General features: G+C 41.1%; 21 protein-coding genes, 2 pseudogenes and 1 CRISPR repeat array (1 of these 24 running past the window's edge). Of the genes and pseudogenes, 11 read left to right on the top strand and 12 right to left on the bottom strand.

Annotation, left to right across the window (positions count from 1 at the left end):
• Positions 1-251: a CRISPR direct-repeat array (repeat unit 37 nt; unit sequence ATTGCAATTTCACATAATCCCTATTAGGGATTGAAAC) (it extends 1,802 nt beyond the left edge of the window).
• Positions 252-360: 109 nt separating this feature from the next.
• From H6G68_RS06980 to H6G68_RS06970, 3 genes and pseudogenes are all read right to left on the bottom strand, one after another.
• Positions 361-2,653: pseudogene (locus H6G68_RS06980) on the bottom strand (FdhF/YdeP family oxidoreductase).
• Positions 2,654-2,762: 109 nt separating this feature from the next.
• Positions 2,763-2,974 (bottom strand): annotated as a pseudogene (locus H6G68_RS06975) (helix-turn-helix domain-containing protein).
• 29 nt (positions 2,975-3,003) lie between these two features.
• Positions 3,004-3,216, bottom strand: coding sequence for a helix-turn-helix domain-containing protein (locus H6G68_RS06970; RefSeq protein WP_016951402.1), 213 nt, complete (start codon positions 3,214-3,216; stop codon positions 3,004-3,006).
• 148 nt (positions 3,217-3,364) lie between these two features.
• On the opposite strand from H6G68_RS06970, the gene H6G68_RS06965 reads away from it, so the two are divergent.
• On the top strand, positions 3,365-3,874 hold the full coding sequence (locus H6G68_RS06965) for a hypothetical protein (protein WP_190905972.1): 510 nt from the start codon (positions 3,365-3,367) through the stop codon (positions 3,872-3,874).
• 53 nt (positions 3,875-3,927) lie between these two features.
• Here the strand turns inward: H6G68_RS06965 and H6G68_RS06960 are convergent, their stop codons facing one another.
• Positions 3,928-4,830 (bottom strand): S1 RNA-binding domain-containing protein, encoded by a 903-nt coding sequence (locus tag H6G68_RS06960; RefSeq protein WP_190905971.1) that lies wholly within the window; start codon positions 4,828-4,830, stop codon positions 3,928-3,930.
• Between the two features lie 108 nt (positions 4,831-4,938).
• A complete protein-coding gene (locus tag H6G68_RS06955) occupies positions 4,939-5,706 on the bottom strand; it encodes a dienelactone hydrolase family protein (protein WP_190905970.1) in 768 nt (255 codons plus the stop codon).
• Positions 5,707-6,030: 324 nt separating this feature from the next.
• Here H6G68_RS06955 and H6G68_RS06950 point away from each other — a divergent pair, with 324 nt between their 5' ends.
• A complete protein-coding gene (locus H6G68_RS06950) occupies positions 6,031-7,017 on the top strand; it encodes a GntR family transcriptional regulator (RefSeq protein ID WP_190905969.1) in 987 nt (328 codons plus the stop codon).
• 174 nt (positions 7,018-7,191) lie between these two features.
• On the opposite strand, the gene H6G68_RS06945 is transcribed toward H6G68_RS06950, so the two are convergent.
• From H6G68_RS06945 to tig, 4 genes are all read right to left on the bottom strand, one after another.
• Positions 7,192-8,100 carry an alpha/beta fold hydrolase gene (locus H6G68_RS06945; protein ID WP_190905968.1) on the bottom strand — a complete coding sequence of 303 codons (909 nt, stop codon included), beginning with the start codon at positions 8,098-8,100 and terminating at the stop codon, positions 7,192-7,194.
• Between the two features lie 83 nt (positions 8,101-8,183).
• The gene (gene clpX / locus H6G68_RS06940) at positions 8,184-9,524 is read right to left on the bottom strand and encodes an ATP-dependent protease ATP-binding subunit ClpX (RefSeq protein WP_127054138.1); all 1,341 of its coding nucleotides are present in this window, start codon (positions 9,522-9,524) and stop codon (positions 8,184-8,186) included.
• A 9-nt stretch (positions 9,525-9,533) separates the two neighbouring features.
• On the bottom strand, positions 9,534-10,232 hold the full coding sequence (gene clpP / locus H6G68_RS06935) for an ATP-dependent Clp endopeptidase proteolytic subunit ClpP (protein WP_071190924.1): 699 nt from the start codon (positions 10,230-10,232) through the stop codon (positions 9,534-9,536).
• 240 nt (positions 10,233-10,472) lie between these two features.
• Entirely contained in the window at positions 10,473-11,888 is a 1,416-nt protein-coding gene (gene tig, locus H6G68_RS06930) for a trigger factor (RefSeq protein ID WP_190905967.1), read from the bottom strand.
• Positions 11,889-12,867: 979 nt separating this feature from the next.
• Between tig and H6G68_RS06925 the strand changes: the two genes are divergently transcribed.
• The 4 genes from H6G68_RS06925 (at position 12,868) to H6G68_RS06910 (ending at position 17,696) form a co-directional block, all read left to right on the top strand.
• Positions 12,868-13,899, top strand: a complete 1,032-nt coding sequence (locus H6G68_RS06925; RefSeq protein ID WP_127054136.1) for an aspartate-semialdehyde dehydrogenase — start codon at positions 12,868-12,870, stop codon at positions 13,897-13,899.
• Between the two features lie 123 nt (positions 13,900-14,022).
• A complete protein-coding gene (gene dapA, locus H6G68_RS06920) occupies positions 14,023-14,907 on the top strand; it encodes a 4-hydroxy-tetrahydrodipicolinate synthase (RefSeq protein WP_190905966.1) in 885 nt (294 codons plus the stop codon).
• A 300-nt stretch (positions 14,908-15,207) separates the two neighbouring features.
• Positions 15,208-16,974, top strand: a complete 1,767-nt coding sequence (locus H6G68_RS06915; RefSeq protein ID WP_190905965.1) for a ribonuclease J — start codon at positions 15,208-15,210, stop codon at positions 16,972-16,974.
• A gap of 389 nt (positions 16,975-17,363) precedes the next feature.
• The gene (locus H6G68_RS06910) at positions 17,364-17,696 is read left to right on the top strand and encodes a type II toxin-antitoxin system VapC family toxin (RefSeq protein ID WP_242045163.1); all 333 of its coding nucleotides are present in this window, start codon (positions 17,364-17,366) and stop codon (positions 17,694-17,696) included.
• Between the two features lie 155 nt (positions 17,697-17,851).
• Here H6G68_RS06910 and H6G68_RS06905 read toward each other — a convergent pair whose 3' ends face one another.
• On the bottom strand, positions 17,852-19,048 hold the full coding sequence (locus H6G68_RS06905; protein WP_190905964.1) for an anion transporter: 1,197 nt from the start codon (positions 19,046-19,048) through the stop codon (positions 17,852-17,854).
• Between the two features lie 346 nt (positions 19,049-19,394).
• Between H6G68_RS06905 and H6G68_RS06900 the strand changes: the two genes are divergently transcribed.
• Entirely contained in the window at positions 19,395-19,772 is a 378-nt protein-coding gene (locus tag H6G68_RS06900) for a Mo-dependent nitrogenase C-terminal domain-containing protein (RefSeq protein WP_190905963.1), read from the top strand.
• A 229-nt stretch (positions 19,773-20,001) separates the two neighbouring features.
• Here the strand turns inward: H6G68_RS06900 and H6G68_RS06895 are convergent, their stop codons facing one another.
• Entirely contained in the window at positions 20,002-21,858 is a 1,857-nt protein-coding gene (locus tag H6G68_RS06895) for a caspase family protein (protein ID WP_190905962.1), read from the bottom strand.
• 72 nt (positions 21,859-21,930) lie between these two features.
• Here H6G68_RS06895 and H6G68_RS26940 point away from each other — a divergent pair, with 72 nt between their 5' ends.
• From H6G68_RS26940 to H6G68_RS06880, 4 genes are all read left to right on the top strand, one after another.
• Positions 21,931-22,143, top strand: coding sequence for a hypothetical protein (locus H6G68_RS26940; protein WP_206757396.1), 213 nt, complete (start codon positions 21,931-21,933; stop codon positions 22,141-22,143).
• Complete coding sequence (locus H6G68_RS06890; protein WP_190905961.1) at positions 22,136-22,666, top strand: hypothetical protein; 531 nt, start codon at positions 22,136-22,138, stop codon at positions 22,664-22,666. Before H6G68_RS26940 ends, H6G68_RS06890 begins: the two co-directional genes overlap by 8 nt.
• 111 nt (positions 22,667-22,777) lie before the next feature.
• Positions 22,778-22,951: a 50S ribosomal protein L32 gene (gene rpmF / locus H6G68_RS06885; RefSeq protein ID WP_071190913.1), complete on the top strand. Its 174-nt coding sequence runs from the start codon at positions 22,778-22,780 to the stop codon at positions 22,949-22,951.
• A gap of 126 nt (positions 22,952-23,077) precedes the next feature.
• On the top strand, positions 23,078-23,671 hold the full coding sequence (locus H6G68_RS06880; protein ID WP_190905960.1) for a sulfite oxidase-like oxidoreductase: 594 nt from the start codon (positions 23,078-23,080) through the stop codon (positions 23,669-23,671).
• Positions 23,672-23,680: 9 nt separating this feature from the next.
• Here H6G68_RS06880 and H6G68_RS06875 read toward each other — a convergent pair whose 3' ends face one another.
• Positions 23,681-25,066 (bottom strand): aldehyde dehydrogenase, encoded by a 1,386-nt coding sequence (locus H6G68_RS06875; protein WP_190905959.1) that lies wholly within the window; start codon positions 25,064-25,066, stop codon positions 23,681-23,683.
• Positions 25,067-25,087: the final 21 nt, after the last annotated feature.

The raw sequence follows: 25,087 nt of genomic DNA, 5'->3' as shown, positions 1-25,087 counted from the left end.
AATCCCTATTAGGGATTGAAACTGGAGTATTCCAGATGGAAGGTGGTGTACCAAGTAATTGCAATTTCACATAATCCCTATTAGGGATTGAAACCGGCTACTTTTTTACCCACTGATGCGGGATAACCTTTAGAATTGCAATTTCACATAATCCCTATTAGGGATTGAAACCTGCCGGAGAGAATCTAGGAACAGCATGACCATTAGCCCAAGCATTGCAATTTCACCTAATCCCTATTAGGGATTTTCTCGTTCCCATACTCTGTATGGGAATGAATTTTAGAAGGCTCTGCCTTCTTTGTAAAGTGGAGGCAGAGCCTCCTAATGGCATTCCCAGTCTGAGACTGGGAACGAGATAACCTACATTTTGCTATAAATAAAAACCGGAACTCTTTTATAAGCAGGTGTCCCACTTTGCGGATCAATTTCCGCTTTAAATAAAATATTAGTTTCAGGATAAAACATAAAAGCTACACCTTCACGAATTCCCCCACAAATAATTTCAATATTGTTTAATTCTCCCGCATTCCCTTTAACTGTAATTCGTTGATGTTCCTGAAATCCTGCTTTTTTGACATCCAAACTATTCATTAAAATACAATAACGATGGGGCATATTTCGATATTTATCTTCACTGCGATAAACTACAGTATTATGTTGCCCATAACTGCGTCCTGTTCCCAATATGACTACAATTCCTGACTGATTTTCTGAAACTCCAAAATCTGATTTATTCGGTAAAGATAATTGCGGTAAAGGTGTGACAAACATCTCCGCTTTACCATCAGATGTGGAAAATTTCGGTTCTTCTAAAATCCGTCCTGCAATGATAAATTCTTCTTTAGTTTTATCAATTGTGCCTATTTTCTCATAACCAGGAATAGTTTTAGCAATTAAGTCTCTCACATAAACTGTATCTTGTAATTTACGCCAATCTATCGGTGTTGCTCCATATAAACGATGAGCAATTTCTGTAATTAATTCTATTTCCGAAATCAAATCAGAATTATGTGGTTGTAAATGACTTTTACCTTCATCATTTAAACGCACAAAGTTATTACCTGATTCAGTTGTTGTTTTATGAGGATTTTCAAACCGATTGAAAACAGGTAAAATTAAAGTTTGCGTTTTGGCTAATCCGTGAAAATGTCCTAAATTCGGTTTTGTAGCTACATAAAAAATTGTTTCTATTTGCGATAATGCTTGTTTTGCTTGCTGTAAATCTGGGTTCGCTGCATACAAATTTCCCCCTAAACAAAAGAGTGTATCTATCTTTCCTATTTCTGCTGCTTCTATTAAATCACGGGTATGATAACCAGGAGTTTCACTGATGGGTTTTCCTAATAGTTTCGATAATGCTTGTTTGATTTCTTCGCGCAAGTGAACTGTGACACCCATTGAACCAAATCCTTGCACATTTGAATGTCCGCGAATGGGCATTGTTCCCGCACCAATTTTACCAGCATTACCTGTCATTAAGGCTGTATTGGCTATACTAAAAATGTTATCAACTCCGTTTGCTTGTTGAGTTATACCCATTGCCCAAGCAAAAACTACACTCTCTGATTTACCTATTAAATAAGCTGTGGCTGTGATTTCTTCTTGGGATAAACCGCAGTTTGTGGTGATATTATTCCAGGATATATTATTAGCATAATCGATAACTTGTTGCCAGCCTTGAGTATAAGAATTGAGATATTCTGTTTTTATCAAATTTTGTTCAATTAGGGATTTTTGCAACCCTACAAATAATGCAACATCGCTACCAGGAATTGGTTGTAAATACAAAGAAGATATATCTGAACCTCCTGTGAGTAAAGATTTGATGGGAAACGCAGGAGATGCAAATTTAACTAAACCGATTTCAATTTGGGGATTAATAACAATTACTTTACCACCTCTTTCTCGCAATTTGATTAATTCGTTCATCAATCGCGGATGGTTTGCAGGTGCGTTAGAACCAATTAAAACAACACAATCACTATGTTGCAAGGCTCTCTAAACTTACCATTGATGTGCCTGAACCGAAAACTTTTTTTAACCCGACGGTTGAGGGGGCGTGACACAAATCTGAACAGTCTGCTAAATTATTACTACCAAGCGATAGCTTCGCTCGCCGCAGGCATCGCACTAATAATTGCAATAAATATGCAGCTTCGTTAGATGAACGTCCAGAACTATAACTAGCAATGCGTTCTGGTGCTGAACTAAAGGCTTGTGTAGCGATTTGGTAAACTTCTTCCCAGCTAATGCGTTGATAATGGGATGATCCTGATCTGAGAATAAGAGGATAACTAAGTCTACCCAAGCGATCGCATTCTTGAGAAGTCAGTTGTTGTAATTCACTGATGCTATATTGTTGGAAAAAATCTTGTTTAATTCCTGGTTGCAATTCCGCTGCGATGCCTGCGGCGAGCGAAGCTATCGCTTCTACACTTTTAGCACAGCGTTGTAAATATTCTCCTGCTTCATTTACAAACCCCCCTTTTTGTCCACCTGTACCCCAAGCACAGGATAAACACGCACTTTTATGATTGAGGGTTTGCCATAATTGTAACCCTTGTGGTGAGAGGGTTTTTTCTACCCAATATTGGATTACAGGTAAACCACCCCCAGCAGGGGAGTTAGACTTGATTTCCGGTAAATTATCCATAGTTAGCCAAAATTCAACTCGCTTAACTAACTATTATTATTGCCAAAAATAATTTTTACTGTCTAAACCTATAGAGATATTGTATAGAACGTCTAGACTTGACGTGAGATTACTCTTCCACTACTTCTACCAAGTCTTCAATCATGACATCAAAGATGCGGGCTAATTTCTGGAGGCTGTAAAATCTACTGTTGCTAGTCCAGGCGATCGCGCATAGGTTCTGAGAGTGCTGTAAACTACACCAGAACGGTCAGATACTTCTTTTAATGTCCAACCTTTCTCACCAGCAAACTCTCGAATCTTTAGCCGAATCATTCCCATTTTTATTATTGATGCAAGATTTAAGTCTTTTACTCTTCTACTACTTCAACTAAGTCTTCAATCATTACATCCAAAGCGCGAGCCATTTTAAGTATAGATGTAAAGTCTACCATAGCTAACCCAGGCGCTCTTGCATAAGCTCTCACAGAACTATATGCCACACCGGAACGGTCAGAAACTTCTTTGAGCGTCCAACCCTTTTCATCAGCGAATTCTTTAATTTTTAGCTTAATTAGCCCCATTGACTATTGACAAACGATTGAATTATATCGTTTAATAGATTAAATCAAATAAAAAGATCGCCCTCCGGCTCTAGAAACTGAAAAGCGATCCCAAAGGTGTCATCGCTTTCAAAAGTAAAATTTTCACTTTCAAAAGAACACTTATATCATGGTATCATCTCTCAAGCCAAAAACAACTCCTATTCGCACATCAAAAATTGTTCACAAATCCTCAACTCTCCATCAATTAACACGATTTGTGACTGAAGATGCTGTTTGCGTGATGTTCAAAATAAGTTTTGAGGATATTTATACAGTTGAATGTTGGCGCTATGTGGTTTATGTCCACGGTAAAGGTTTAAGTAAATTTGTCAGTTACGCTGATTTTCCGCCTATTATCAGCGTAGATTCTCCCACTACTTCAGATTGTATCAAGTGGCGCAAACGCTGGCGTAAGTGCCATAATTATTGTCAAAGAAAGCAAGCACCTTCATGGTGGACAGAGTTTTTTACTCTTGAGTTTGGGGAAGCTTCTTCGGAGTCGATGTTATCTAGTTGGTGGCAATTAATTGGATTAATTAATTTTGCCTTTTCTCAAGAAACATTACAACAACTCCAAAACAGCCATCGTCAAGTAAAAATGATGTTCGAGCAAGAGGTAAAAGGCAAGAGGAAGTAATTTTCTTTTCCCTATTACCTATTCACTTCTTACTGTCACCTGTTAAGAGTCCCCTATTCTGCCTGTTTATTAGCAGCACGGTTAGCACGGGCTTCGGCTGAACTCATCACTTCTTCCATATTCTCCAGCACTTCACCAGGGAAGTTTTCCAAAACTCTGGTAGAAATAGCAACTCGACCTTTACCTTCATCTAAGTCAATAATTACAGCTTTGATGGGTTGACCGATTTGAAAGACCTTTTCCAAAGATTCAATAAATTTTTGGCTGACCTGTTTGATGTGCAGTAAGGCGCTGACACCATTTAACTCCACAAATACACCAAAAGGTTTGATGCCGGTAATTTTTCCTTCCACCAATTGACCGACTTCTAATAAACTGAAGTTGCTAGAACGAGTGGCTAAACGTTGGGAAAGAATGAGTTTTTTGGTGTTAAGGTTGACTTCCAAAAATCCCGCAGTTAGAGTTTGACCTTTGAGTGCGTCTAGGTTATCACGTTCGGCGAGGTGCGATCGCGGAATAAATCCTCGTAAACCAAGAAGATCAACAGTGACACCACCTTTATTCACACCCGTTACCCGCACTTGGACTGTCTGGGAATTTTCCTGCATTTGTACGAGTTTCTCCCAGATGTGCTGAATTTCTAACTGCTTACGAGAAAGAGTAACTTGACCTTCAGCATCCTGATCCCGGATAATCAAAAATTCCATATCCTCCTGCAACGGTAGGACTTCTGTCAAATCAGTTACTGCTCTCAAAGAAGCCTCTTCGCGGGGGAGAAAAGCCGACGACTTACCACCAATATCAACATAAGCTCCATCATGCTCAAGTTGAAACACCTTACCATGTACAACCTGTCCCTTTTGAAATTGGTAATCGTGTTTTTCTAGTGCTTTGGCAAAATCGTCCATTGAAAAAGACGAATTGGCTGTTTGAGAAAGTGGTGATTCGGAATTCATGACGTTTGAAGATAAATTGTTATGAGAAGAAGGAGTGCTGCTTCGTGAAGCTACGCTTTCCAGGAGTTCAGGAGAAATCAACTAGGGAGTCTCTTAAAAAACCTCTTTTTACACTGCTAAAACGCTGGCAAAAAGTTTTTGTACTTGTTCCCAAGCATCGGACGCAGCTTTAGGATTATAGCTGGCACGACGGTCACAGAAAAATCCGTGTTCAGATCCATCGTAGCGAAACACATGATGGGAAATGTTATATTTTTCTAATTCAGCTTCGATTTCGTTTACCTGTTCTGGAGGAATACTGCCATCTTCTCTGCCAAAAAAGGTGTAGATAGTTCCTGTAATTTCCTTAGTGCGGGTAACAGTAGGTTCTCCACCACCGGGAGTGCGGGTGGTAATACCAGCACCATAAAAGGAAGCGGTGGCTTGAATATCTGGAAGGGTGGCGGCTAAATATGCTACATGACCTCCAAAACAAAAGCCAATACAGCCAAAGGCATCTGGTTTGACTTTGGGAAGACTTTTGAGATAATCGATAGCTAGTTGAATATCGCTTAATAATTCTGAGGCTTTGGTTCGCATCGCGTAGCCTCTACCTGTTTCAATATCTTCGGGGGTGTAACCTGCTTCATATCCAGGTGCTTGACGTTGAAAGAGTGCCGGAGCAATGGCTACATATCCTAGTTTAGCAATCCGTTCTGTTACATCCCGAATATGATCATTAACACCAAAAATCTCTTGCAGAATTACAATTCCTGGATAAGTACCAGGATTTTGAGGTTGTGCCAGATAAGCAGCTATTTGCAAATTATCTGGCGTTGACGTAGCGTCTTGTAGAGAAAGATTAACCGTTGTGGTGTCTATAACTCGTTCTGTCATAATAATTTTTACTATAGGGCTGTATTTGTCTGATATAACTATGCCAGTATGTTCAGGCTGTTTTCAACCAAATTATCTTTCCTTGTATGTATTCGCAATATCCATCAGCAAAATCCAAGTAAATCGGCGTTAAAAAATCAACCTATGTAACGAAATGTAAAATCAACAAATACCTTGAAAATATCTCAGTTCAAGGTTTTTACAAAACTATACATACGTCGGTTTGATTGTGCCGACTCACTTAACATATCAATAATATATTTAACGGGTAGCATACACAGTTAATAAAGAGCAGCGAGCTACCAGTAATCAGGAGAATTGGTGATGATTCAATTCCGTATTCAGCCAGATAGTGAAATTCCGGCATCTAACCAACTGTTTAATCAAATCCGATTTGCGATCGCATCTGGGCAATATCCACCTGCATACAAATTGCCCAGCACTAGGGCCTTAGCAATGCAAACCGGACTACATCGCAATACGATTAGCAAGGTTTATCGGCAGTTGGAGGAAGAAGGATTTGTTGAAAGTCTGGCAGGTTCAGGAATATATGTCCGAACCCAAGGTCATGAGGGCGGAAGTAGGTCAAAGTCACCTATTCTTAAGCAATATCCCGAAGCATACAAAGTAGTCCAACAAGCCTTGGATGAATTGCTCAATCAAGGTTGCTCTCTGAATGAAGCACGAGAACTATGTTTAGCAGAAGTAGACTGGCGCTTGCGTTGTAGTGCTAGAGTTCTGGTAGTAGTACCATCTCAAGACATTGGTGCTGGGGAATTAATGGTGGATGAATTACAAGAAGCCTTAAAAATTCCAGTCCAGTTGGTGGCAATGGAAGAATTATTGGCAGTATTAGACCAAACTACCTCGGCCACATTAGTCACTAGTCGATATTTTATCGGAGAAGTAGAAGCGATCGCAGCGCCAAAAGCTGTGCGTGTGATTCCCCTAGATATCCACGACTATGCGAAGGAACTCAATGTAGTTAAAAGCCTTCCCAAAGCTAGTTGTATTGGCATCGTCAGCCTTAGTCCTGGTATTCTCAGAGCTACAGAAGTCATCCTGCACGGTTTACGGGGGGATGAACTATTGGTGATGACTTCCCAACCAAAAGATGCTTATAAACTGCAAGCAATCATCAAACGGGCGGAAATAACTTTTTGTACCGATCAAACTAGCTATTTAGCCGTACAAGCAGGAGTGCAAATAGTTCTAGACGATCTCATTCGTCCACCCAAACTGATTCGCTGCGAAAACTACATTGGTTCTCTGTCTATTAATTTGCTCAAACGAGAACTTGGTTTGGTTTAAGTTCGGGGATTTGGGGATTTGGGGAGGACGCGGAGACACGGAGACACGGTGACACGGTGACACGGAGACGCGGAGAAAATTAAGAATTCCCTGTTAAGAGTTCCCTGTTTACGAATTACGTTGGCGGTAGCCTGCCGTAGGCATTATTACGAATTACGAATTACGAATTACGAATTACGAATTATTTTGACTAATTTGTAAAAACTCTCGCACTCGCTGCAAATAAGTTTCTGGGTCTTCCAGCATGGGGAAATGGGCTGTATTCGGAATCAAAGCCAATTCAACTTTCTCACTGAGTGCAGCCGCTTTCCGTCCCAATTCAGCTGGAATAATGATGTCATATTCCCCAGCTACTAGCAGCGTTGGTACTGTTAATTTGGCAAATTCCTGGGGCATGATTTCGGCTTGGTGCTTACTAACAGAAGTAAAAATTGTCCCTAAAGCTGCATCATAATCAGCATCAATGAAATCTTGTAAAAAAGCCTGACGTTCAAATTTAGGGATGGGACTATGCAAAAATCTTGCCATAAATATCTTGTCAGCCAAGGGGATTTTCCCTAACCACTTGGGACGGAATTTAACTACTAGTCCACCGAATTTATAAAAGGCAGAAAAGGCTTTTTCATCATATTCAAAAATGCCGCTACAAGTTAAAATCGCTTTTTCCACTCTTTCGGGGTAGCGGTTGAGAAACAAAGTGGCAACGGAAGCACCCATTGAATGAGCATTAATATAAACACGCGGAAGTTGCAACCCATCTAACAAAGCAGCCAAATCTTCAGCGTATTCTTCTAATTCATAACTTAACTCAGCAATGGCCTCAGCTTTTTCCTCGGTTGATTGTGACTCAACCACAGACTCCCCAGCTTGGACAATGGTAGGTTTCCCATGAGAACGTCCAAACCCCCGCATATCATAGAGTAAACAATCAAATTCTGCTAATAAAACCTCAGCCGTACTGCGCCAATACCTAGACGAACCAGCCCAACCATGAATAAAAACCATCACTGGTTTTACCAAATCTGATGGTTTTTTCATCCACTCGTAATAATGCTCAACCCCGCGAACCTTAATATAAGGCATTAGTCATTAGTCCTTTGTCATTAGTCCTTCGTCATTAGTCATTGTGCCTTTAATGATGACTAATAACTAGTGACTAATGACTATTATGCTGATTCTGGTTTAGGTAGTGAAGAAGGATGTACTAGCAGTTCAGCAGTAGAACGCTTCTCAACCATTTCCTTGGTGACAGTGCAGCGAGTGACATCCTTACGGGATGGTAACTCATACATGACATCCAGCATCAATTCTTCCACAATACCCCGCAAAGCCCGCGCCCCTGTTTTGCGACGGTAGGCTTCTTGCGCGATCGCCTTTAAGGCTTCTGGTTTAAAATCTAACTGGACATTATCCATTTTCAGCAGTTTTTGGTACTGCTTCACTAAAGCGCTGCGTGGTTGAGTGAGAATTGCCATTAGCGCCTCTTCATCCAGGGGATCTACCACCGCTACCATTGGCATCCGCCCTATGAATTCGGGAATCATGCCAAATTTTACCAAGTCATCTGGTTGAAGATGGCGCAGTGTATCTGCTGCCCGTTTTTCCTTACTTTGACCTTCTCCCGGTTGGACAAAGCCCATTGACTTTTTACCCACTCTCTGGTCTACGACTTTTTCCAAGCCCACAAACGCACCGCCGCAGATAAACAGAATGTTACTAGTATCAATCTGGATACAGTCTTGATAAGGGTGCTTACGTCCGCCTTGGGGTGGAACGTTGGCAATTGTTCCCTCCAACATTTTCAGCAAAGCTTGCTGTACCCCTTCTCCAGAAACATCCCTGGTAATCGAGGTATTTTCACTCTTGCGGGCGATTTTGTCAATTTCGTCGATGTAGATAATTCCCCGCTGTGCTTCCTCTACATCTAAATCTGCCACTTGCAACAGTCGCAACAAGATATTTTCCACATCTTCCCCCACATACCCTGCTTCTGTCAGAGTTGTGGCATCAGCAACAGCAAAGGGGACATCGAGGATTTTGGCCAGAGTTTGCGCTAAGAGAGTTTTGCCGCAACCAGTGGGTCCCATTAATAAAATATTGGACTTTTGTAGTTCTATGGCATCATCGACCCCACCTTTACCATTCGCTTTAGACTGAACAATAGCCAAGCGCTTGTAGTGATTGTAAACTGCCACTGACAACACTTTTTTGGCCTCGTCTTGACCGATAACGTGTTCGTCTAGATATTTTTTAATCTCTCTGGGTTTGGGTATTTGGTTAAATGAGAGATTGGCAGAACGGGTACGGCGTTTTTGAGGTGGTTCTGACCGTGGCGCTGGTTGGGAAGCGGCAGCATTCGTATCAAGTAACTCCTCATCTAGGATTTCATTACACAAGTCAACGCATTCATCGCAGATGTAGACTCCCGGCCCCGCGATTAATTTACGCACCTGCTCTTGAGACTTGCCGCAAAATGAACATTTTAAATGGGAGTCGTACTTAGACATACCAGCCTCTTATTTCAGAATGGTGACGTTTTCCCCTGCTGTGGGAAGATTTTGTCGGGAAATGACCTGATCGATCAAACCGTAATTCTTCGCCTCTTCTGCCGACATGAAAAAGTCGCGTTCCGTATCGGCTTCTATTCTTTCTAAGGGTTGACCAGTATGTTTGGCCATTAACTGGTTCAAGTTACCCTTAATGTAAAGAATTTCTCGCGCTTGAATTTCAATGTCAATGGCTTGACCTTGAGCGCCACCAAGGGGTTGGTGAATCATGATCCGGGAGTCAGGTAAAGACATCCGCTTTCCTGGAGTTCCAGATGTTAATAAAAAGGCCCCCATGCTCGCGGCTAGTCCAAAACAGATGGTTACAACATCGGGACGTATCTGCTGTATTGTATCATAGATTGCCATCCCTGCGTAGACTGAACCACCAGGAGAATTAATGTAAAGTTGAATATCCTTTTCTGAGTCTTCAGCATCTAAGAATAGCAATTGGGCCACAATTGAGTTGGCTACAGCATCATCTATTGGTGTTCCCAAAAAAATAATCCGCTCTCGCAGTAGGCGGGAGTAGATATCAAAAGCCCTTTCTCCCACGCCTGATTGTTCTACCACCATCGGGACGATGTTGCTAGGACTGCTCAAGTTGCAACTAATGCCTATAGGACTCAAGCTGCTAATTGGGTAATTTCCCGACTGCGATACAAGCATACAAGAATATTTAACAATAAGTGGGACAGAATTTGCAGCCGTTATGGCTGCTTTTTTCACGGATTGAATTTTGATTTGAGCTATGTGTTAACCATTATGCCTTATATAAATATAAATTCTTGCCGTTGAAGTTAGTCTTGTATGCTGAGTGTGAAGTCAGAAGGCAGGAAGTAGGAGGTTCCAAGGCAGAAGGTAATTATTTCTCCCTATCTCCCTCGTCTTCCCATCTCCCCATCTTCTTTACTCAGGACTTGTAGTTGCTTCTTCGGTAGCAACTTCAGGACTTTGATCTGCTAATTCTGCTGCTGGTTCCTCTGTCGCACTTAAAGAACCGTAAGGTACTAGTTCCACACTGGAGTTGGCTAAAAGCCAATCAATGATTTTTTCGTTTAACAGTTCGTTCTCTACCACTGATTGTAGTCTTACAGGATCTACATCTTCGTCAGGATACTGTTCTATCAGTTCTTTGACTCTAGCTTGAACTTCTGGAGGTGTCACTTGGATAGATTCGCGTTTGCCGATTTCTTGGATGGCTAGGGAACGTTTTAGGCGTTCAATTGCCTCTGGCTGCGATCGCTCCCGCAATTGGGGAATAATATCTTGGGTAAACAGCTTTTTCACATCTAGCCCCTGCTGTGACAGTTTCATTGCTGTCTGTGTCAACATGGCATCGACTTCTTGTTCAATTAAGGTCGCTGGTAAATCAACTTCTACGTTTTTGATCAGTACTTCTAACAAGGCTTCTTGCTGATTTGCCTTAGTTTTATCTTCAGCCTCTTTTTGATAGCGCGTTTCTAAAGATGCCCGCAATTGTGCCAATGTCTCGAATTCACTCACTTCTTGAGCAAAATCGTCATTCAATTCCGGTAGTTCTTTTTCCTTAATTTCTTTGAGTGTCACTGTGAACAGTGCGGGTTTACCAGCTAACTCTTTGTTAGCATAAGGATCTGGAAACTGCGCCGCAATTTCTCTAGTTTCTCCAGGGTTCATTCCTACCATCCCGGAGACAAAACCTGGGATAAACTTATCTTCTTGTAACTCGACTTGAAAATCAGTCGCTTCTCCACCGGGAATTGGTGTGGGTTCTGTTGATTCGTCTTCACCTTCAGCTTTGGTGATTACACCTTTAAAATCAACTACGGCGATATCCCCAATTTGGGCGGCTCGTCCTTCCACAGGAACCAAGGTTGCCATTTCTTGGCGTTCCTTGTCTAGTAACTCATCCACCCTTGTGGGATCATACTTGATTTCCTCGGCTTTGGCTTGCAAACCTGTGTACTGCGTCAAATTGATTTCTGGTTCTATATCAACCGCAGCTGAAATCACCAAGGGTTGCCCAGGTTCATAATTATTAATCAAATCATCAAAGGATGAGCGTAAACGCGGTTGACCAATGGCCTGGATGGCTTCTTGTTTGACTGCTTCTTCAATACCATCTGGAATTAATTCTTCCAGGGCTGCTGCTTTAATACGAGTTACGCCTAGGCGCTGTAATAATATCTGCCGGGGTACTTTGCCTTTGCGAAACCCAGGAATATTGACAGTTTTACTTAAGTTTTTAACAACCTGTTCGTATTTTTGTTTGGTAATTTCCGGTGTAATCTCTATTTCCAGCCCAATTTGGCTGGCGGGAAGTTTTTCCTGGGTGACTTTCATGCGTTGTCTCTAATTTTCTGGTGTTTTCATCTCTGAGTACATACCAAGACGCGTATGGTTCGCGTTACTAACTTGCTGTCTCAGGGGATAGGATATGCCTTGTAGACATGATCTCATCCAAGGTGGGGACGGTTGCCCTCTAGCAGATATCCAGTTTACTGCCAATGGCAAAAGACTTAACACTTTACTGCAATATCTTTACCGATAGCATTTTTACCTCAAATTCATAAGTCTTGAGCAGTTATTCAGTGCTTGGGACTAAAAAACCTGCTAAATTCTCTGCTGTTTGGGTTTTTTACTCACAACTGGGCATTAGTAGTGGTGATCAGATGGCTCGTACCATGATATCCTTTCAACATAGTAACTCTCAGTCCAGGGTTCTACCATTGGTTGTGACAGCTTTCTGTAAAAAGAGTGCTAATATTATTTTGCTACATAGATATTTTCTGATGTCCTGGTTCTGAATCTATCGTAAATAGAGTATATTTCTGACAATCGGCAACCTAACTTTACAGGCAACAGGCTTTTTTACCTGATAGGTCAGGGATACAGAAAATACCTCAATGCCGATATTTCAATTTTTATCTGAAAGTACAGTTTGTTATATGATAATATTTGATTAAAATTCGCAAGTGAAATTTAATCAGAAATTATTGTAAAAGTCCATATCGCTTAAGTATAAAAAATATAAAGGGTTGAAATTTTGAATAAATTGAGAAAACAGATGTTGCTGGATTGAAGTATGAATTAAGTCTAAGGTGATCGCTCTTTCCTAGAATTTCTTGAGGGATAAGCAATCGAATCAGCGCGAAAAGCAAAAGTTGAGAGGATCTAATTTTTGAATCTCATATCTTGATTGAGCAAGGCTGAAAAAAGCTCTCAAAACTATTCAAACCTATTTAACTTCTGATTTGCCCATTATAAATATTGTGATTTGTGCCAAAAAATTGTTAATAACCTCTTAAAGGAGGAGTTGAGTTTGTCTAAATCCTATCGTGTAGCTATTTTGGGAGCAACTGGTGCTGTAGGCACAGAGTTGCTGGAATTACTAGAAAGCCGGAATTTTCCGATTGCTAATTTAAAATTGTTAGCATCTGAGCGCAGTGCCGGCAAAACACTCAAATTTAAAGGGGAAAATATACTAGTAGAGCCGGTGACTGAACAGGCTTTTGAAAATGTGGATATAGTTCTGGCTAGTGCGGGCGGCGGAACATCCAAAACCTGGGCTGGGGTAGCAGTAGCGAAAGGCGCAGTGGTGATAGATAACTCCAGTGCTTTCCGTATGCACCCAGAAGTTCCCTTGGTCGTACCAGAGGTAAATCCCCAAGCCGCAGCTAGTCACAAAGGCATTATTGCCAATCCCAACTGCACAACAATTTTAATGACCTTGGCAGTATGGCCATTGCATAAGATTAAACCAGTAAAACGGATTGTGGCAGCTACCTACCAATCGGCTAGTGGTGCTGGTGCTAAAGCAATGGAAGAAGTCAAAACCCAAACCCGTGACATCTTACAAGGGAAACAGCCAGTAGCTGAAGTCCTGCCTTACCCCTTGGCTTTTAATTTATTTCCTCATAATTCCCCATTAACCGATTTAGGGTATTGTGAAGAAGAACTGAAAATGGTCAATGAAACCCGCAAAATATTTGGTAGTCAAGAAATCAGAATAACTGCAACTTGTGTACGGGTTCCCGTACTCCGCGCCCATTCAGAAGCAATTAATCTAGAATTCGAGACACCTTTTAATCCAGATGAGGCTAGAGCAATTTTAAGTCAAGCCCCTGGGGTGAAATTGGTAGAAGATTGGCAAGCAAATCATTTTCCCATGCCAATAGAAGCCAGTGGGCGGGATGAAGTTTTAGTAGGGAGAATTCGTCAAGATATTTCTCATCATTGTGGCTTGGAACTATGGCTATGTGGTGACCAAATTCGCAAAGGCGCAGCATTAAATGCAGTGCAAATTGCCGAATTATTAATAGAGAAAAATCTACTCCAATCGACTACAGCGTAGTTTGGTAATTGGTAATTGTGTAATTTTCCTTTCTTCTACCTCGTCACCAATAACCAATGAGTAATGACTAATGACTAATGACCAATAACTAATGACTAATGACTAATCAGGAGTAAAAAGAGGGTGGGAGATTTTGGCACAATTGTAACTGCTATGATTACGCCGTTTAAAGCAGACGGCAGCGTTAACTATGATGTAGCAGCCAAATTAGCAGCGCATCTAGTTAATAACGGTACAGATACATTAGTTGTATGTGGGACAACAGGAGAATCTCCGACCTTGAGTTGGGACGAGGAATACCAGTTGTTTGTTGAGGTATTGCAGGCCGTAGCTGGGAAAGCTAAAGTAATTGCCGGCTGTGGTTCTAACTCAACAACCGAAGCGATCGCAGCAACCGAAAAAGCAGCTAGAATAGGAGTACATGGTTCTTTACAAGTTGTCCCCTATTACAACAAACCGCCGCAAGCGGGATTGTATCAACACTTTCAGGCAATAGCAAAAGCCTGTCCCGACTTACCAATGTTGTTATATAACATCCCTGGTCGTACAGGTCAAAACCTGAGTCCAGAAACAGTTGTACGTTTAGCGGAAATTGACAACATTGTCGGCATTAAAGAAGCCAGCGGAAACTTAGACCAGTCCAGTGAAATTCGCCGCTTGACACCCAAAGAATTTCAGATTTACGCTGGAGATGATTCTTTAACCTTGCCTATGTTAGCTATAGGTGCTAAGGGTGTAGTAAGTGTAGCTTCTCATCTGGTAGGTAATCAACTACAACAGATGATTCAGGCTTTTAATGTCGGTAAAATTCAAATTGCCACGGAGATTCATCTACAACTGTTCCCGTTGTTTAAAGCTTTATTTTTAACTACAAATCCTATCCTAGTTAAGCAAGCACTAAAACTTCAAGGTTGGGAGGTTGGTTCAATGCGTCTGCCCCTATGTGAAGGTGACGCAGAAAGCTGTCAAAAGTTAGAGGCTGTGCTGAAAGAACTGAGTTTAATCTAAGCGCCAATATGTTGGATACTGGCAAACTCCGATTGCCCAAAATACATATAAATAATTGGCAATAATTGCTACTAAGGTGCGATTTAAACATCTGTGCTACAACTGAGAGATATAAAAATCCTGTTCTCCGAAATGCTCCGCGAACAGTAAAAATTTCATTTTATTCAATAAAAAATTGGATATCTGAATTAAAACTTGGCTGTTTTTACACTGACTAAATTATAAAAAATCAGTGTTGTATTTCATACAAGAAAGCTAACTATCAACTGATTCACAACAAACAACAATCTCAAGGAGAAAATGGTTAAAAACGAAATTGAATCAGCCCTCAAAATTATTCCTTTGGGTGGCTTACACGAAATCGGTAAAAATACCTGTGTTTTCGAGTACGAAGACGAAATAATCCTGTTAGATGCAGGATTGGCTTTTCCCACAAACGGAATGCATGGCGTTAACATTGTATTACCAGATACAACTTACTTACGAGAGAATCGCCATAAAATTAAAGGCATGGTCGTGACTCATGGTCATGAAGACCATATCGGTGGGATTGCATTTCACCTCAAGCAATTTGATATCCCGGTGATTTATGGACCCAGACTAGCAATGGCAATGCTAGAAGGTAAATTAGAAGAAGCAGGGGTACGCGATCGCACAGAATTAAGAACAGTCCTTCCCCGCGATGTAGTCCGAATTGGTAAAGCCTTTTTTGTCGAATATATCCGCAATACCCACTCCATCGCGGATAGCTTCACAGTTGCCCTGCATACTCCCCTGGGTGTAGTCATCCACACAGGAGATTTTAAAATTGATCACACCCCAGTCGATGGGGAAAAATTTGACTTGCAACGTCTAGCAGAACATGGCGAAAAAGGCGTACTTTGCTTGTTAAGTGATTCCACTAACTCAGAAGTACCAGGTTTTACACCTTCAGAACGTTCTGTTTATCCTAATCTGGATCGAGTCTTCTCTCAAGCCACTGGAAGACTATTTGTCACAACCTTTGCTTCCAGCGTTCATCGCATCAACATGATTTTGGATTTGGCAAAGAAACACAACCGTGTAGTCACAGTTGTTGGGCGTTCCATGCTGAATTTAATTGCCCATGCCCGAAATTTAGGCTATATCAAGTGCGAAGATAATCTGCTGCAACCGTTGCACATGGTTCGCAGTATGCCCGATGAGAATGTGCTGGTTCTGACCACTGGTTCTCAGGGTGAAACGATGTCAGCCATGACCCGAATCGCCAACAAACAACACCCCCACATCAAAATTCGCACAGGAGATACAGTCGTATTCTCCGCTAACCCAATTCCTGGGAATACAATTGCGGTGGTGAACACCATCGATAAATTGATGATTCAGGGAGCAAAAGTGGTCTATGGACGAGATAAAGGTATTCACGTTTCTGGTCACGGTTGCCAAGAAGACCAAAAGCTGATGATTGCTTTAACTCGACCCAAGTTCTTTGTGCCATTTCACGGCGAACATCGGATGTTGGTGAAGCACGCGGAAACGGCTCAAAGTATGGGCATCCCATCTGAAAATATGATTATTATTGAGAATGGGGATGTGATAGAACTGACCGAAGAATCTATCCGTGTTGCGGGTAAAGTGCAATCAGGGATTGAACTTGTGGATACTACTAGTTCTGGTATGGTCAGCGCCAAAGTCTTGCAAGAACGGCAAAGTATGGCTTCAGAAGGTATTGTAACTGTTGCGGCTGCCATTGATTGGACTGGTAAACTGTTGGCAAAACCTGAAATTCACCTGCGGGGTGTGGTGACAAGTATAGATAGATCGCTCCTGCTAAAGTGGGTACAACAGCGAATTGAAGAAATTCTCAGTGTCCGTTGGTCGGAATTTTCAGCCGGAGGGGAACCAGCCGATATCGATTGGGGTGGTTTACAAGGAACTTTAGAAAAAGAATTGGCACGTTCCATGCGTCGAGAATTGCAATGTCAACCTTCTGTGACTTTGTTGATGCAAATCCCTGAAGAACCACCTGTGAAGGTTGCTGATGGTAGAAGACGGCGGACTCGGCCAACGGCGCAAGTAGCTTCCTAAGAATTGTTTCGTGCGATAGACGCAAAGGCGCAAAGGTGTTTTTAGCATCTTTGCGTTTTTGTGTTGAGACTTAGAGAATTACTTTTTTTCTAGATGTGAAAAGCTAAGATAAATAAAGATCAAGATTATATTAGGACTTACGCAAGATGTGACTGAAAACCTTATTCCTGTGTAGCGGTAATTCATGAATTACCGCTACTTTAGTTCTGTTTTGCGTAAGTCCTATATATATAGGAATCCGATTTGATTCTTGAATAAATCTAAGTATTTGTAGGGTGGGCAACGCCCACAAAAACCATGATAAGGTGGGCAATGCCCACCCTACAATACTCGGATATTTTATGGCTACGCCACGCAAGCTAACAGAAATCATTTAGGATTCCTATATATTGCTGTATTTTTTGGGTGGTAGGTTAGTAAACCCATTAGCATCTGGGCAATATTTTGTTTCAGTGATTACTGAAATCGAATTGTTATCTTATCCTAGCCTGAGTTCAGTTGAAGAAACACAAATAATTGATTTTTTAAATAAAATTACAGTTGTTGGTATTGATAATAATATTAAAAATTTAACGATTGCACTTCGCAAACAATACAAATTTAGACTTCCTGATGCCATAATTGTAGCAACTGCAAAATCTCTCAACGCCACATTATTTACGAATGACGTAAAACTGGCTAACTTCATAGAAATTAATACTCAGTCAGTGCAAATTGTGTAATGAAATACGATATAGCCCTTCTCGGTTGAGTGAGGTACAAACACCCCACCCCCAACCCCCTCATCGCTTGCGATGAGGGGGCTATGATGTACCTCATATGATTGGAAACCGCTGTACATAGCTCATGTGAGTAGGAAACGCTATAAGTAGTTCAGCTAATGAATCCAGAGGTAAACTAAAACCAAAGTACACACTGTCAACGGTACACCAAAGCGCAAATGCTCCCAAAAGGTGAGTTTGTAGCCTAACTCTGCGGCTGCTTCTACGATGATCAAATTGGCAACAGCACCAAACAAAGTCAAATTACCAGCTAGGGTTGATGATGCTGCCAGCAACAGCCAAGAATGGGTATCATTGGGAGCAATTAGGGGTTGTAGTAGCAGTACAGTAGGAACATTAGAAATCAGATTTGACATAATAGTTGTGATTGCTAATAAACCAAGCTCAGATTTAACAACATGAGTAAATGGTTGTAGCAAATTCAACTTCTGTGTGACTTTCGTTAAAATAAAAAGTCCAGAAAACATCACTAACAAATTCCAATCTACTTTTTTAAGAATACGTTGTGGTTTAATTCGTCTAGTAATCAGCAACAAACTGGCAGCGACTAAAGCGGATTCTGCTAAAGGTAAACCCACAGCAAAAGCAATTAATAATCCGGTGGTGATAATTAATGTCTTCTTAAATAAGGGTTTGAAAATGCGTTGATTGTCTATTTTTAAAAGTTGACAAGGTTGATTTGAGCGCACATCTGGATAAAGTAGCCAGAGTAATGCCACTTGCATAACTAAGCCTGTTATACCAATGGGCGCTAATGCCCGTAAAAAATCTAGATAGCTGATCCCTGAAAATGAGCCAATGAGGATGTTTTGGGGATTACCACTTAAAGTGGCGACTGAACCGATATTAGTTGCACCTGCGATGGCTAGTAAATAAGGTATCGGATTCAAACCTAAAGCTTGTGTCAAGCTGAGAGTTAAGGGTGTAAAAACCAGCGCCAAAGTGTCATTGAGAAAAAAAGCCGAGAGAATACCGCTACCAAAAGTTAAAGTTATTAATAATCCCAAAGGGCTGCGGGTGATACTCAATAACACCGATAGAGCTTTACGGAAAAACCCTGCATAGGCTAAATTGGTGTTAACTACCATCATGCTCAACAAAAATACGATTGTGTTGGCATCAATAGCAAGCCATGCTTCCTGTAAGTTCAGGACACCCAACGCAATTAACAAAGCGGAACCGACTAAGGCAATAGTGGCGCGGTTCATCCGTAAACCGGGAATGTAACCCAGTGCTAAACCCAGGTAAGTTAGCCCTAATACCCCGTAAATGGTAAATTGCAGCACAATCAACGGTTAAACTTAACTATTTGCAGCATTTATATTTATCAAAACTACTAATAATTATTAGATATAATAAGACTTGTAAATGTTACACTAAAACCTGTCCAAAGGTAGAGGTCTTCATTAGAATTTAAACTGTGTCAAGTTATGGATAAGTTCCGAGGAATACAGTACCACTTCCGGGAAAATTACGCTTAACTTGACGTAGTAATACATCGGTTCTGACTTTAAGTGCCTACTCACACTTTTTATATAATTTCCGTCAGAATAGTTTTTGTTCAGGAAAGGCAATTGTCTTAATTGTATATATATTCATCGGTAAGGTGAATACCCTCATTAAAAGAGAGGCGTGATCATGAAGGTATTTAATAATACCACTAAAAAGATTTTTCTAGTCAGTTGGGTATCGCTCCATCAAGCAGAGACGAGTAAAGCTGATGTTACCCAATTACAAGGCTCACATTCACAGTTTAATTGGGATTTTCTGGTACCGTTGCGTCAGTGGTTGGATAACCTAAAAGTTAGCGATCGCTTGCTTGCTCATCGGTTGTGTAAATTCATTCCGGCTCAATGTCCTTTTGAGCGTGATGTTCAACTATTTGGTAAAACCATGTTTCACATTCCGCCAATGTGCAAACTAAACCCTTTGTATGAAGAAGTAGTAGGTTTAAGGTTTCGAGCGATGTGCTATTTAGCTGATGAGTGCGGCGAAGATATTTCACAATACTGCTAATGGAGTGCTGAGTATTGAGTACCGAGTATTGAGTATTGAGTATTGAGTATTGAGTACTGAGTACCGAGTATTGAGTATTGAGTACCGAGTCCAGAGTTGACAGGAACTGTAATCAACTCTGGACTTTTTAATTAATGACCAATCACCAATCACCAATCACCAATCACCAATCACCAATCACCAATCACCAATCACCAATCACCAATCACCAATCACCAATCACCAATGACTAATTCTTTTGAGCTTGCCATTTTTGAAGAGCATCCTGAGCGTCTTCATAAGCGGCTGTCACCTCTGGGACTAAAGTAGCGGTTTCAATAGCGGTGCTGAAGTCACCTTGAGCGGCGCGATTTTTAGCCAAATCTAAAATCTGTTCACTCCATTGATTAATAGATTGTTGGGCTATATCAAAGCCTGGTTGTCCTGGTGGTACTCTCTTGGCAACTTCGATGGCTCGATTGTAGCTAGAAGCTTGTCCGGGTTGAATTAAAGCATTAGCCGCATCTAACACAGTTTTGTTACTTACATACTGCTTGGCTTCTAGTCGCCATTTTTCTATTGCAGCTTGTGCTTGGGGATAAAGTGCCTCCGAAGTAGTAATTAACTTAGAAGTAGCGATCGCTTCACCATATTGTCCTTTTTGAGCGCGTTCTGTGGCTAAATCTAAAATCATCTGACTCCAAACCTGAATATTATCCTGAGCTTGTTGATAAAGCGGTTCACCGGGTTGAATTTTTCTAGCCGTTGCGATCGCTTGACTCAAATCAGCAGCTTTAGTTTCGCTGAGGGACATTTTGGCTAGTTCAAAAACTGCTTGTTCACGCTGTTTGGGGTCAGGAGTGGAAGCAATGGGGGCGCTGACTGGTTGTGTGGGTTCAATTGTTTGGGAAACTGTGGGATTACTAACGGCTGTTGATAACTGTTTAAACCGAAAACTAGCCTGATTGCGGAGAAGAAAAGTAGCCATTAAACCTACTATGATCATACTGCCTCCACCCCATAAGATAAATTGTTTCCAAATGGGGGAGTTAGCCTGAACCGATGGACTGGCGTAGTCTTTAGCAGCGGAGGGGATAAACCTGCCCGCTGTATTTAATTCTGGAGAAGTTGCCAGCATTTGATGACTATCTACCAAGGGATTAGAAACTGTTCCATCTGGAGAAGTAGCCGGCTTTTCAACCTCTGAAGAAGTTTTGTTGAGTGTTGTAGTTTCTACGGTTTTGCTTTCTGCCCACCAAGCTTTGTCTGAGGTAGAATTTTTAGAGTCTTGATTTCCCAAAGGAAGTGCTGCACTCCTCACAGCAAAGTTTTCTTCAGGAAAAATAATTTGCTCTGCTTCCGAGTCGCTGTCTAATGTCAAAATTGGCAAGATAACTTGCGGTTTAGAAGGGATAAAAGTTGCAGGGTTTTGGATAGGTCGCCAGTGATGTTGACATAGTTCTGGGGTGAAGGAACTCAAATAGCTGTTTAAATCTGCCAAGCTGCTGCCCTTCCCAGAACGTAAAGCTTGCAATAAGGCGGCTGTAAAGAATCCGAGACCTAGTTCGCTACTTTCGTGAGAAAATTCCTCTGGTTGGCAAGAAAGAATAGTTGCTAATTGTAATTCTTGGGCTAATTCGAGGATTTCTTGACCAACAGGAGCATCGGCTTGAGTACCAAAAGCGCGGTTGATGTCTAATATGAGTAATACATTGAGTCCGGTAACTTGTAGACCTTGCATTAGCGATCGCACTTCTATGCCTGTATCCCGAACAAGTTCGGCATTGCCTTCTACAGGCATTAAGTAATCTTTATCGTTGTGGTTAACTCCATAGCCGCTGAAAAAGAACCATAGCTGATCCTCTGGTTGCCAAGATGTGGCGGCTAATTCCTCCAGCAAAAACAGAATATTTTCCTTAGTTGGGTAGGAGGCTCGCTCCCCTATCGGTGGCGAAGTAGTTGTCATCAGCAGGGAGTTTTCAGGCAAAAAACCTGTTTCTGTTACCAAAAAATCCTTTAACGCCTCAGCATCTGCTTGAGCGCAACTTAAAGGTTGGAATAATTGATATTGATTGATACCAATAGCGATCGCCCAGTAATTTACCATCCCGCTCTTTGTCGGTTATTTATTGTTTGCCTAAAATTGCGGTTGGCCTTGCTGAAATAACAAAGCTAACCTATGAACAAAGGTGTGGTGTGTAGGGAATTCCCACAAAAAAATTTAGTTAGGAAGTTTCAACCTTTAGCAGAGAGCAAAATATATTTTCTGCCTACTATCCTTCTTGCTAATCACCAGATAAAATGTAATCTTTATGACGTTACTAAAGCGGAAAATACTTTTACTCAATTAAAACGAAAGGTCATTATTCAGGAGACAGGAGTTAATGATTAGGATTTACACTCAAGAACCATCATCAATCATCCCCTTTTCATTTATTGGCCAATTTGGCAGGAAAATCCGGATAATTCAAGGGGGAATGTGGCTGTTACTATCGGTTCCTCTGTGGTTTGCCATGTCCGCAATCGCACCCGAAAATGTGCAAGCTTACACAGCCAGAGTTGACTTAGGCATTGAAAGTCTAAAGGATGAAAACTACGAAACCGTTCTGGGAAGAGCAGAAATGGTTGCTAGGGCTGCGGCTCAACGCAGCTTTGACCAAGATATATTAGTTACAGATGTTTCTATAATTGTCACCGTGCAAAGTCATGGATTAATCGCCCCAGTTCTGGCTTTAGATGTCAGTCGCGTAGAATGGAAACAGCGCCCTGATCCCCAACGTTGGGTAACTTACTTCAAAACTGCGCGATCGCTACTTTTATTTGGAACACAAACAGCACTTCCTGATCCTGCACCTGCGGTACCTCCCACAGTTAAATCTCCCGCAGTTAACCAACCTACGCCAACAACACCATAAAAAGATCATCAACTGTATTCGACTTAGCCGAAATTTGCAGTATCTACCATTGCTGATGTCAATTGATGGCTTAGAATAAAAAGGTTGTCAAGAATCACGATATCCGCTATCATGGCTGTTCCAAAGAAGAAAACATCAAAATCCAAACGAGACAAACGCCGCGCTACCTGGACACACAAGGCTGTTGTTGAAGCTCAAAAAGCGCTCTCTCTCGGTAAATCAATTTTGTCTGGACGTTCTCGATTCGTTTATCCAACGGCTGAAGAACCAGAAGAAGAGTCATAATTTCTCCATCAGGAAAAGCATGAATAGCAAAGCTATAGAAGCTCTTTTTCTTTGCTTTCCTGATGAAATCAACCACAAACCGCTAAACGCCCCGCGTTATGGCGGATGTTTCCAGGAGGTGATGTGATGAAATTTTTTCAGAAACCAAGTCCAGAAGAAAGTGAACGGGTTCCTCCTGGCCAACATCTAGCTAAAGGCTTCCCAGTCTTAACTTATGGTGAAACTCCCCAAATCAACATTGAAGAATGGGAATTTCGAGTTTGGGGTTTAGCAAAACCTGCCGTATTTAAATGGTCTGATTTTCTTGAACTACCACAACAGGAATTTACCGCAGATTTTCACTGTGTCACCCGCTGGTCAAAACTTGATGTTAAATGGACTGGGATTAAGGTGACAGATTTCATGAGTTTGCTGGAAGTAGATTCAAAAGCAGCCTATGTGATGGAACACGGCTACGGTGACTACACAACAAACATTTCTCTGCAAGACTTTGTGCGGGAAGAAAACTTTTTTGCTATTCAAGTCTTTGGAGAACCATTACCAGCCGAACATGGTGGCCCCATGCGGCTAGTTGTTCCTCACCTTTATGCTTGGAAAAGTGCTAAATGGATTAATGGTTTAGAGTTTTCAGAACAGGAAGAATTAGGCTTTTGGGAACGTAATGGTTATCACCGTCGGGGTGAACCTTGGGCAGAGGAACGTTATAGCTTTGGCTTTTAGCAAAACTAGCTAAATCCCAATAATTCGCTTCAGTAGCGATAATTTGTCTTTATAGGGGGCGTATCGCCAATTTAAATCCAGCCAAAATGAGTTTTTCACAACACTTTTGTAATGGGAAAAAGTGTCGAAACTAGCTTTACCGTGATAACTACCAATACCACTATCACCTACACCACCAAATGGTAAAGATGAAATCCCAACTTGCATAACTGTATCGTTAATACATACGCCACCAGATGAAGTTTCTTGTAAAACTCGTTTTTGCAGGTCTTGGTTTTGGGAAAACAAGTATAAAGCTAAAGGTTTTGGTCGAGAGTTAATTAAATCTATGGCTTCAGCAATATCTGTATATGCAATTATCGGCAGAATGGGGCCAAATATTTCCTCCTGCATAACTGAATCTTCTACAGAAATATTATCAATTATTGTGGGAGCAATATAATTTTGTTCTGGGTTAGTTTCTCCACCAATGATAATTTCACCATCTTTGAGAAAATTTGCCAATCTTGCAAATTGTTTTTGGCTAATAATTCTGGCAAAATCAGGACTAGTTTCTGGATTATCACCATAAAATTCTTTGAGGCATTTTTGCAGACCATTTAGCAAATCTTGTTTGATTTTTTGGTCTACTAATAGATAATCAGGGGCAATACAAGTTTGTCCGGCGTTAATAAATTTGCCCCAAATAATGCGTTTGATTGTATGTTCAAGATTAATTTCTGCATCTACGATACAAGGACTTTTCCCACCTAATTCTAAGGTGACTGGGGTGAGAGTTTTTGCCGCTGCTGCCATGACGATTTTACCCACGGCTGTACCACCAGTAAAGAAGATGTGATCAAATTTTTCTTCTAGTAACTGTTGGCTTATTTCTACACCTCCTTCTATAACAGCAATATAATTTTTTTCAAAGTATTTACCAATGATTTCAGCGACAAGCTGTGAAGTATGGGGAGCAATTTCTGAAGGTTTGATAATTGCACAATTCCCGGCGGCGATCGCACCGACTAAAGGTGAGATAATTAACTGAAAGGGATAGTTCCAAGGTCCGATAATTAAAACTACTCCTAGAGGTTCTGGATGAATTTTAGCTGAGTAAGGAAAGAATTCTAAGGGAACTTCTGCTTTTTTAGGTTTAGTCCAATTAGTAATATTTTTGATCGCATAGTCAACTTCTTTGACTCCACCAATTTCTGTGGCGTAAGTCTCGAATTCTGGTTTATGCAAATCTGCTTTTAATGCTTGGATGATTGCTGGTTTATTGTCAATAATTGCTTGCTTGAGAATTTTGAGTTGTGCAATCCGAAAAGCAACGTTTTTAGTTGCACCAGTTTTAAAAAAAATCCGTTGTATGTTGAGAATTTCGGCAATTTTGGATATTTCAGTAGTAACCATTTTTTTATCTCCTAACTATTT

Origin of the sequence: Anabaena catenula FACHB-362 (genome assembly GCF_014698735.1) — a bacterium.
GTDB classification, from domain to species: Bacteria; Cyanobacteriota; Cyanobacteriia; order Cyanobacteriales; family Nostocaceae; genus Anabaena; species Anabaena variabilis_A.
This window is presented reverse-complemented; position numbering and strand designations above follow the sequence as displayed.

Excerpts from the sequence above, each read along its gene's own strand:
- H6G68_RS06950 (WP_190905969.1), top strand. The coding sequence starts at position 6,031 with ATGATTCAATTCCGTATTCAGCCAGATAGTGAAATTCCGGCATCTAAC.
- H6G68_RS06900 (WP_190905963.1), top strand. The coding sequence starts at position 19,395 with ATGAAGGTATTTAATAATACCACTAAAAAGATTTTTCTAGTCAGTTGG.
- H6G68_RS06960 (WP_190905971.1), bottom strand. The coding sequence starts at position 4,830 with ATGAATTCCGAATCACCACTTTCTCAAACAGCCAATTCGTCTTTTTCA.
- H6G68_RS06945 (WP_190905968.1), bottom strand. The coding sequence starts at position 8,100 with ATGCCTTATATTAAGGTTCGCGGGGTTGAGCATTATTACGAGTGGATG.
- clpP (WP_071190924.1), bottom strand. The coding sequence starts at position 10,232 with ATGCTTGTATCGCAGTCGGGAAATTACCCAATTAGCAGCTTGAGTCCT.
- H6G68_RS06965 (WP_190905972.1), top strand. The coding sequence starts at position 3,365 with ATGGTATCATCTCTCAAGCCAAAAACAACTCCTATTCGCACATCAAAA.
- H6G68_RS06875 (WP_190905959.1), bottom strand. The coding sequence starts at position 25,066 with ATGGTTACTACTGAAATATCCAAAATTGCCGAAATTCTCAACATACAA.
- H6G68_RS06895 (WP_190905962.1), bottom strand. The coding sequence starts at position 21,858 with ATGGTAAATTACTGGGCGATCGCTATTGGTATCAATCAATATCAATTA.
- H6G68_RS06880 (WP_190905960.1), top strand. The coding sequence starts at position 23,078 with ATGAAATTTTTTCAGAAACCAAGTCCAGAAGAAAGTGAACGGGTTCCT.
- rpmF (WP_071190913.1), top strand. The coding sequence starts at position 22,778 with ATGGCTGTTCCAAAGAAGAAAACATCAAAATCCAAACGAGACAAACGC.
- H6G68_RS26940 (WP_206757396.1), top strand. The coding sequence starts at position 21,931 with ATGAACAAAGGTGTGGTGTGTAGGGAATTCCCACAAAAAAATTTAGTT.
- H6G68_RS06890 (WP_190905961.1), top strand. The coding sequence starts at position 22,136 with ATGATTAGGATTTACACTCAAGAACCATCATCAATCATCCCCTTTTCA.
- clpX (WP_127054138.1), bottom strand. The coding sequence starts at position 9,524 with ATGTCTAAGTACGACTCCCATTTAAAATGTTCATTTTGCGGCAAGTCT.
- tig (WP_190905967.1), bottom strand. The coding sequence starts at position 11,888 with ATGAAAGTCACCCAGGAAAAACTTCCCGCCAGCCAAATTGGGCTGGAA.
- H6G68_RS06915 (WP_190905965.1), top strand. The coding sequence starts at position 15,208 with ATGGTTAAAAACGAAATTGAATCAGCCCTCAAAATTATTCCTTTGGGT.
- H6G68_RS06955 (WP_190905970.1), bottom strand. The coding sequence starts at position 5,706 with ATGACAGAACGAGTTATAGACACCACAACGGTTAATCTTTCTCTACAA.
- H6G68_RS06970 (WP_016951402.1), bottom strand. The coding sequence starts at position 3,216 with ATGGGGCTAATTAAGCTAAAAATTAAAGAATTCGCTGATGAAAAGGGT.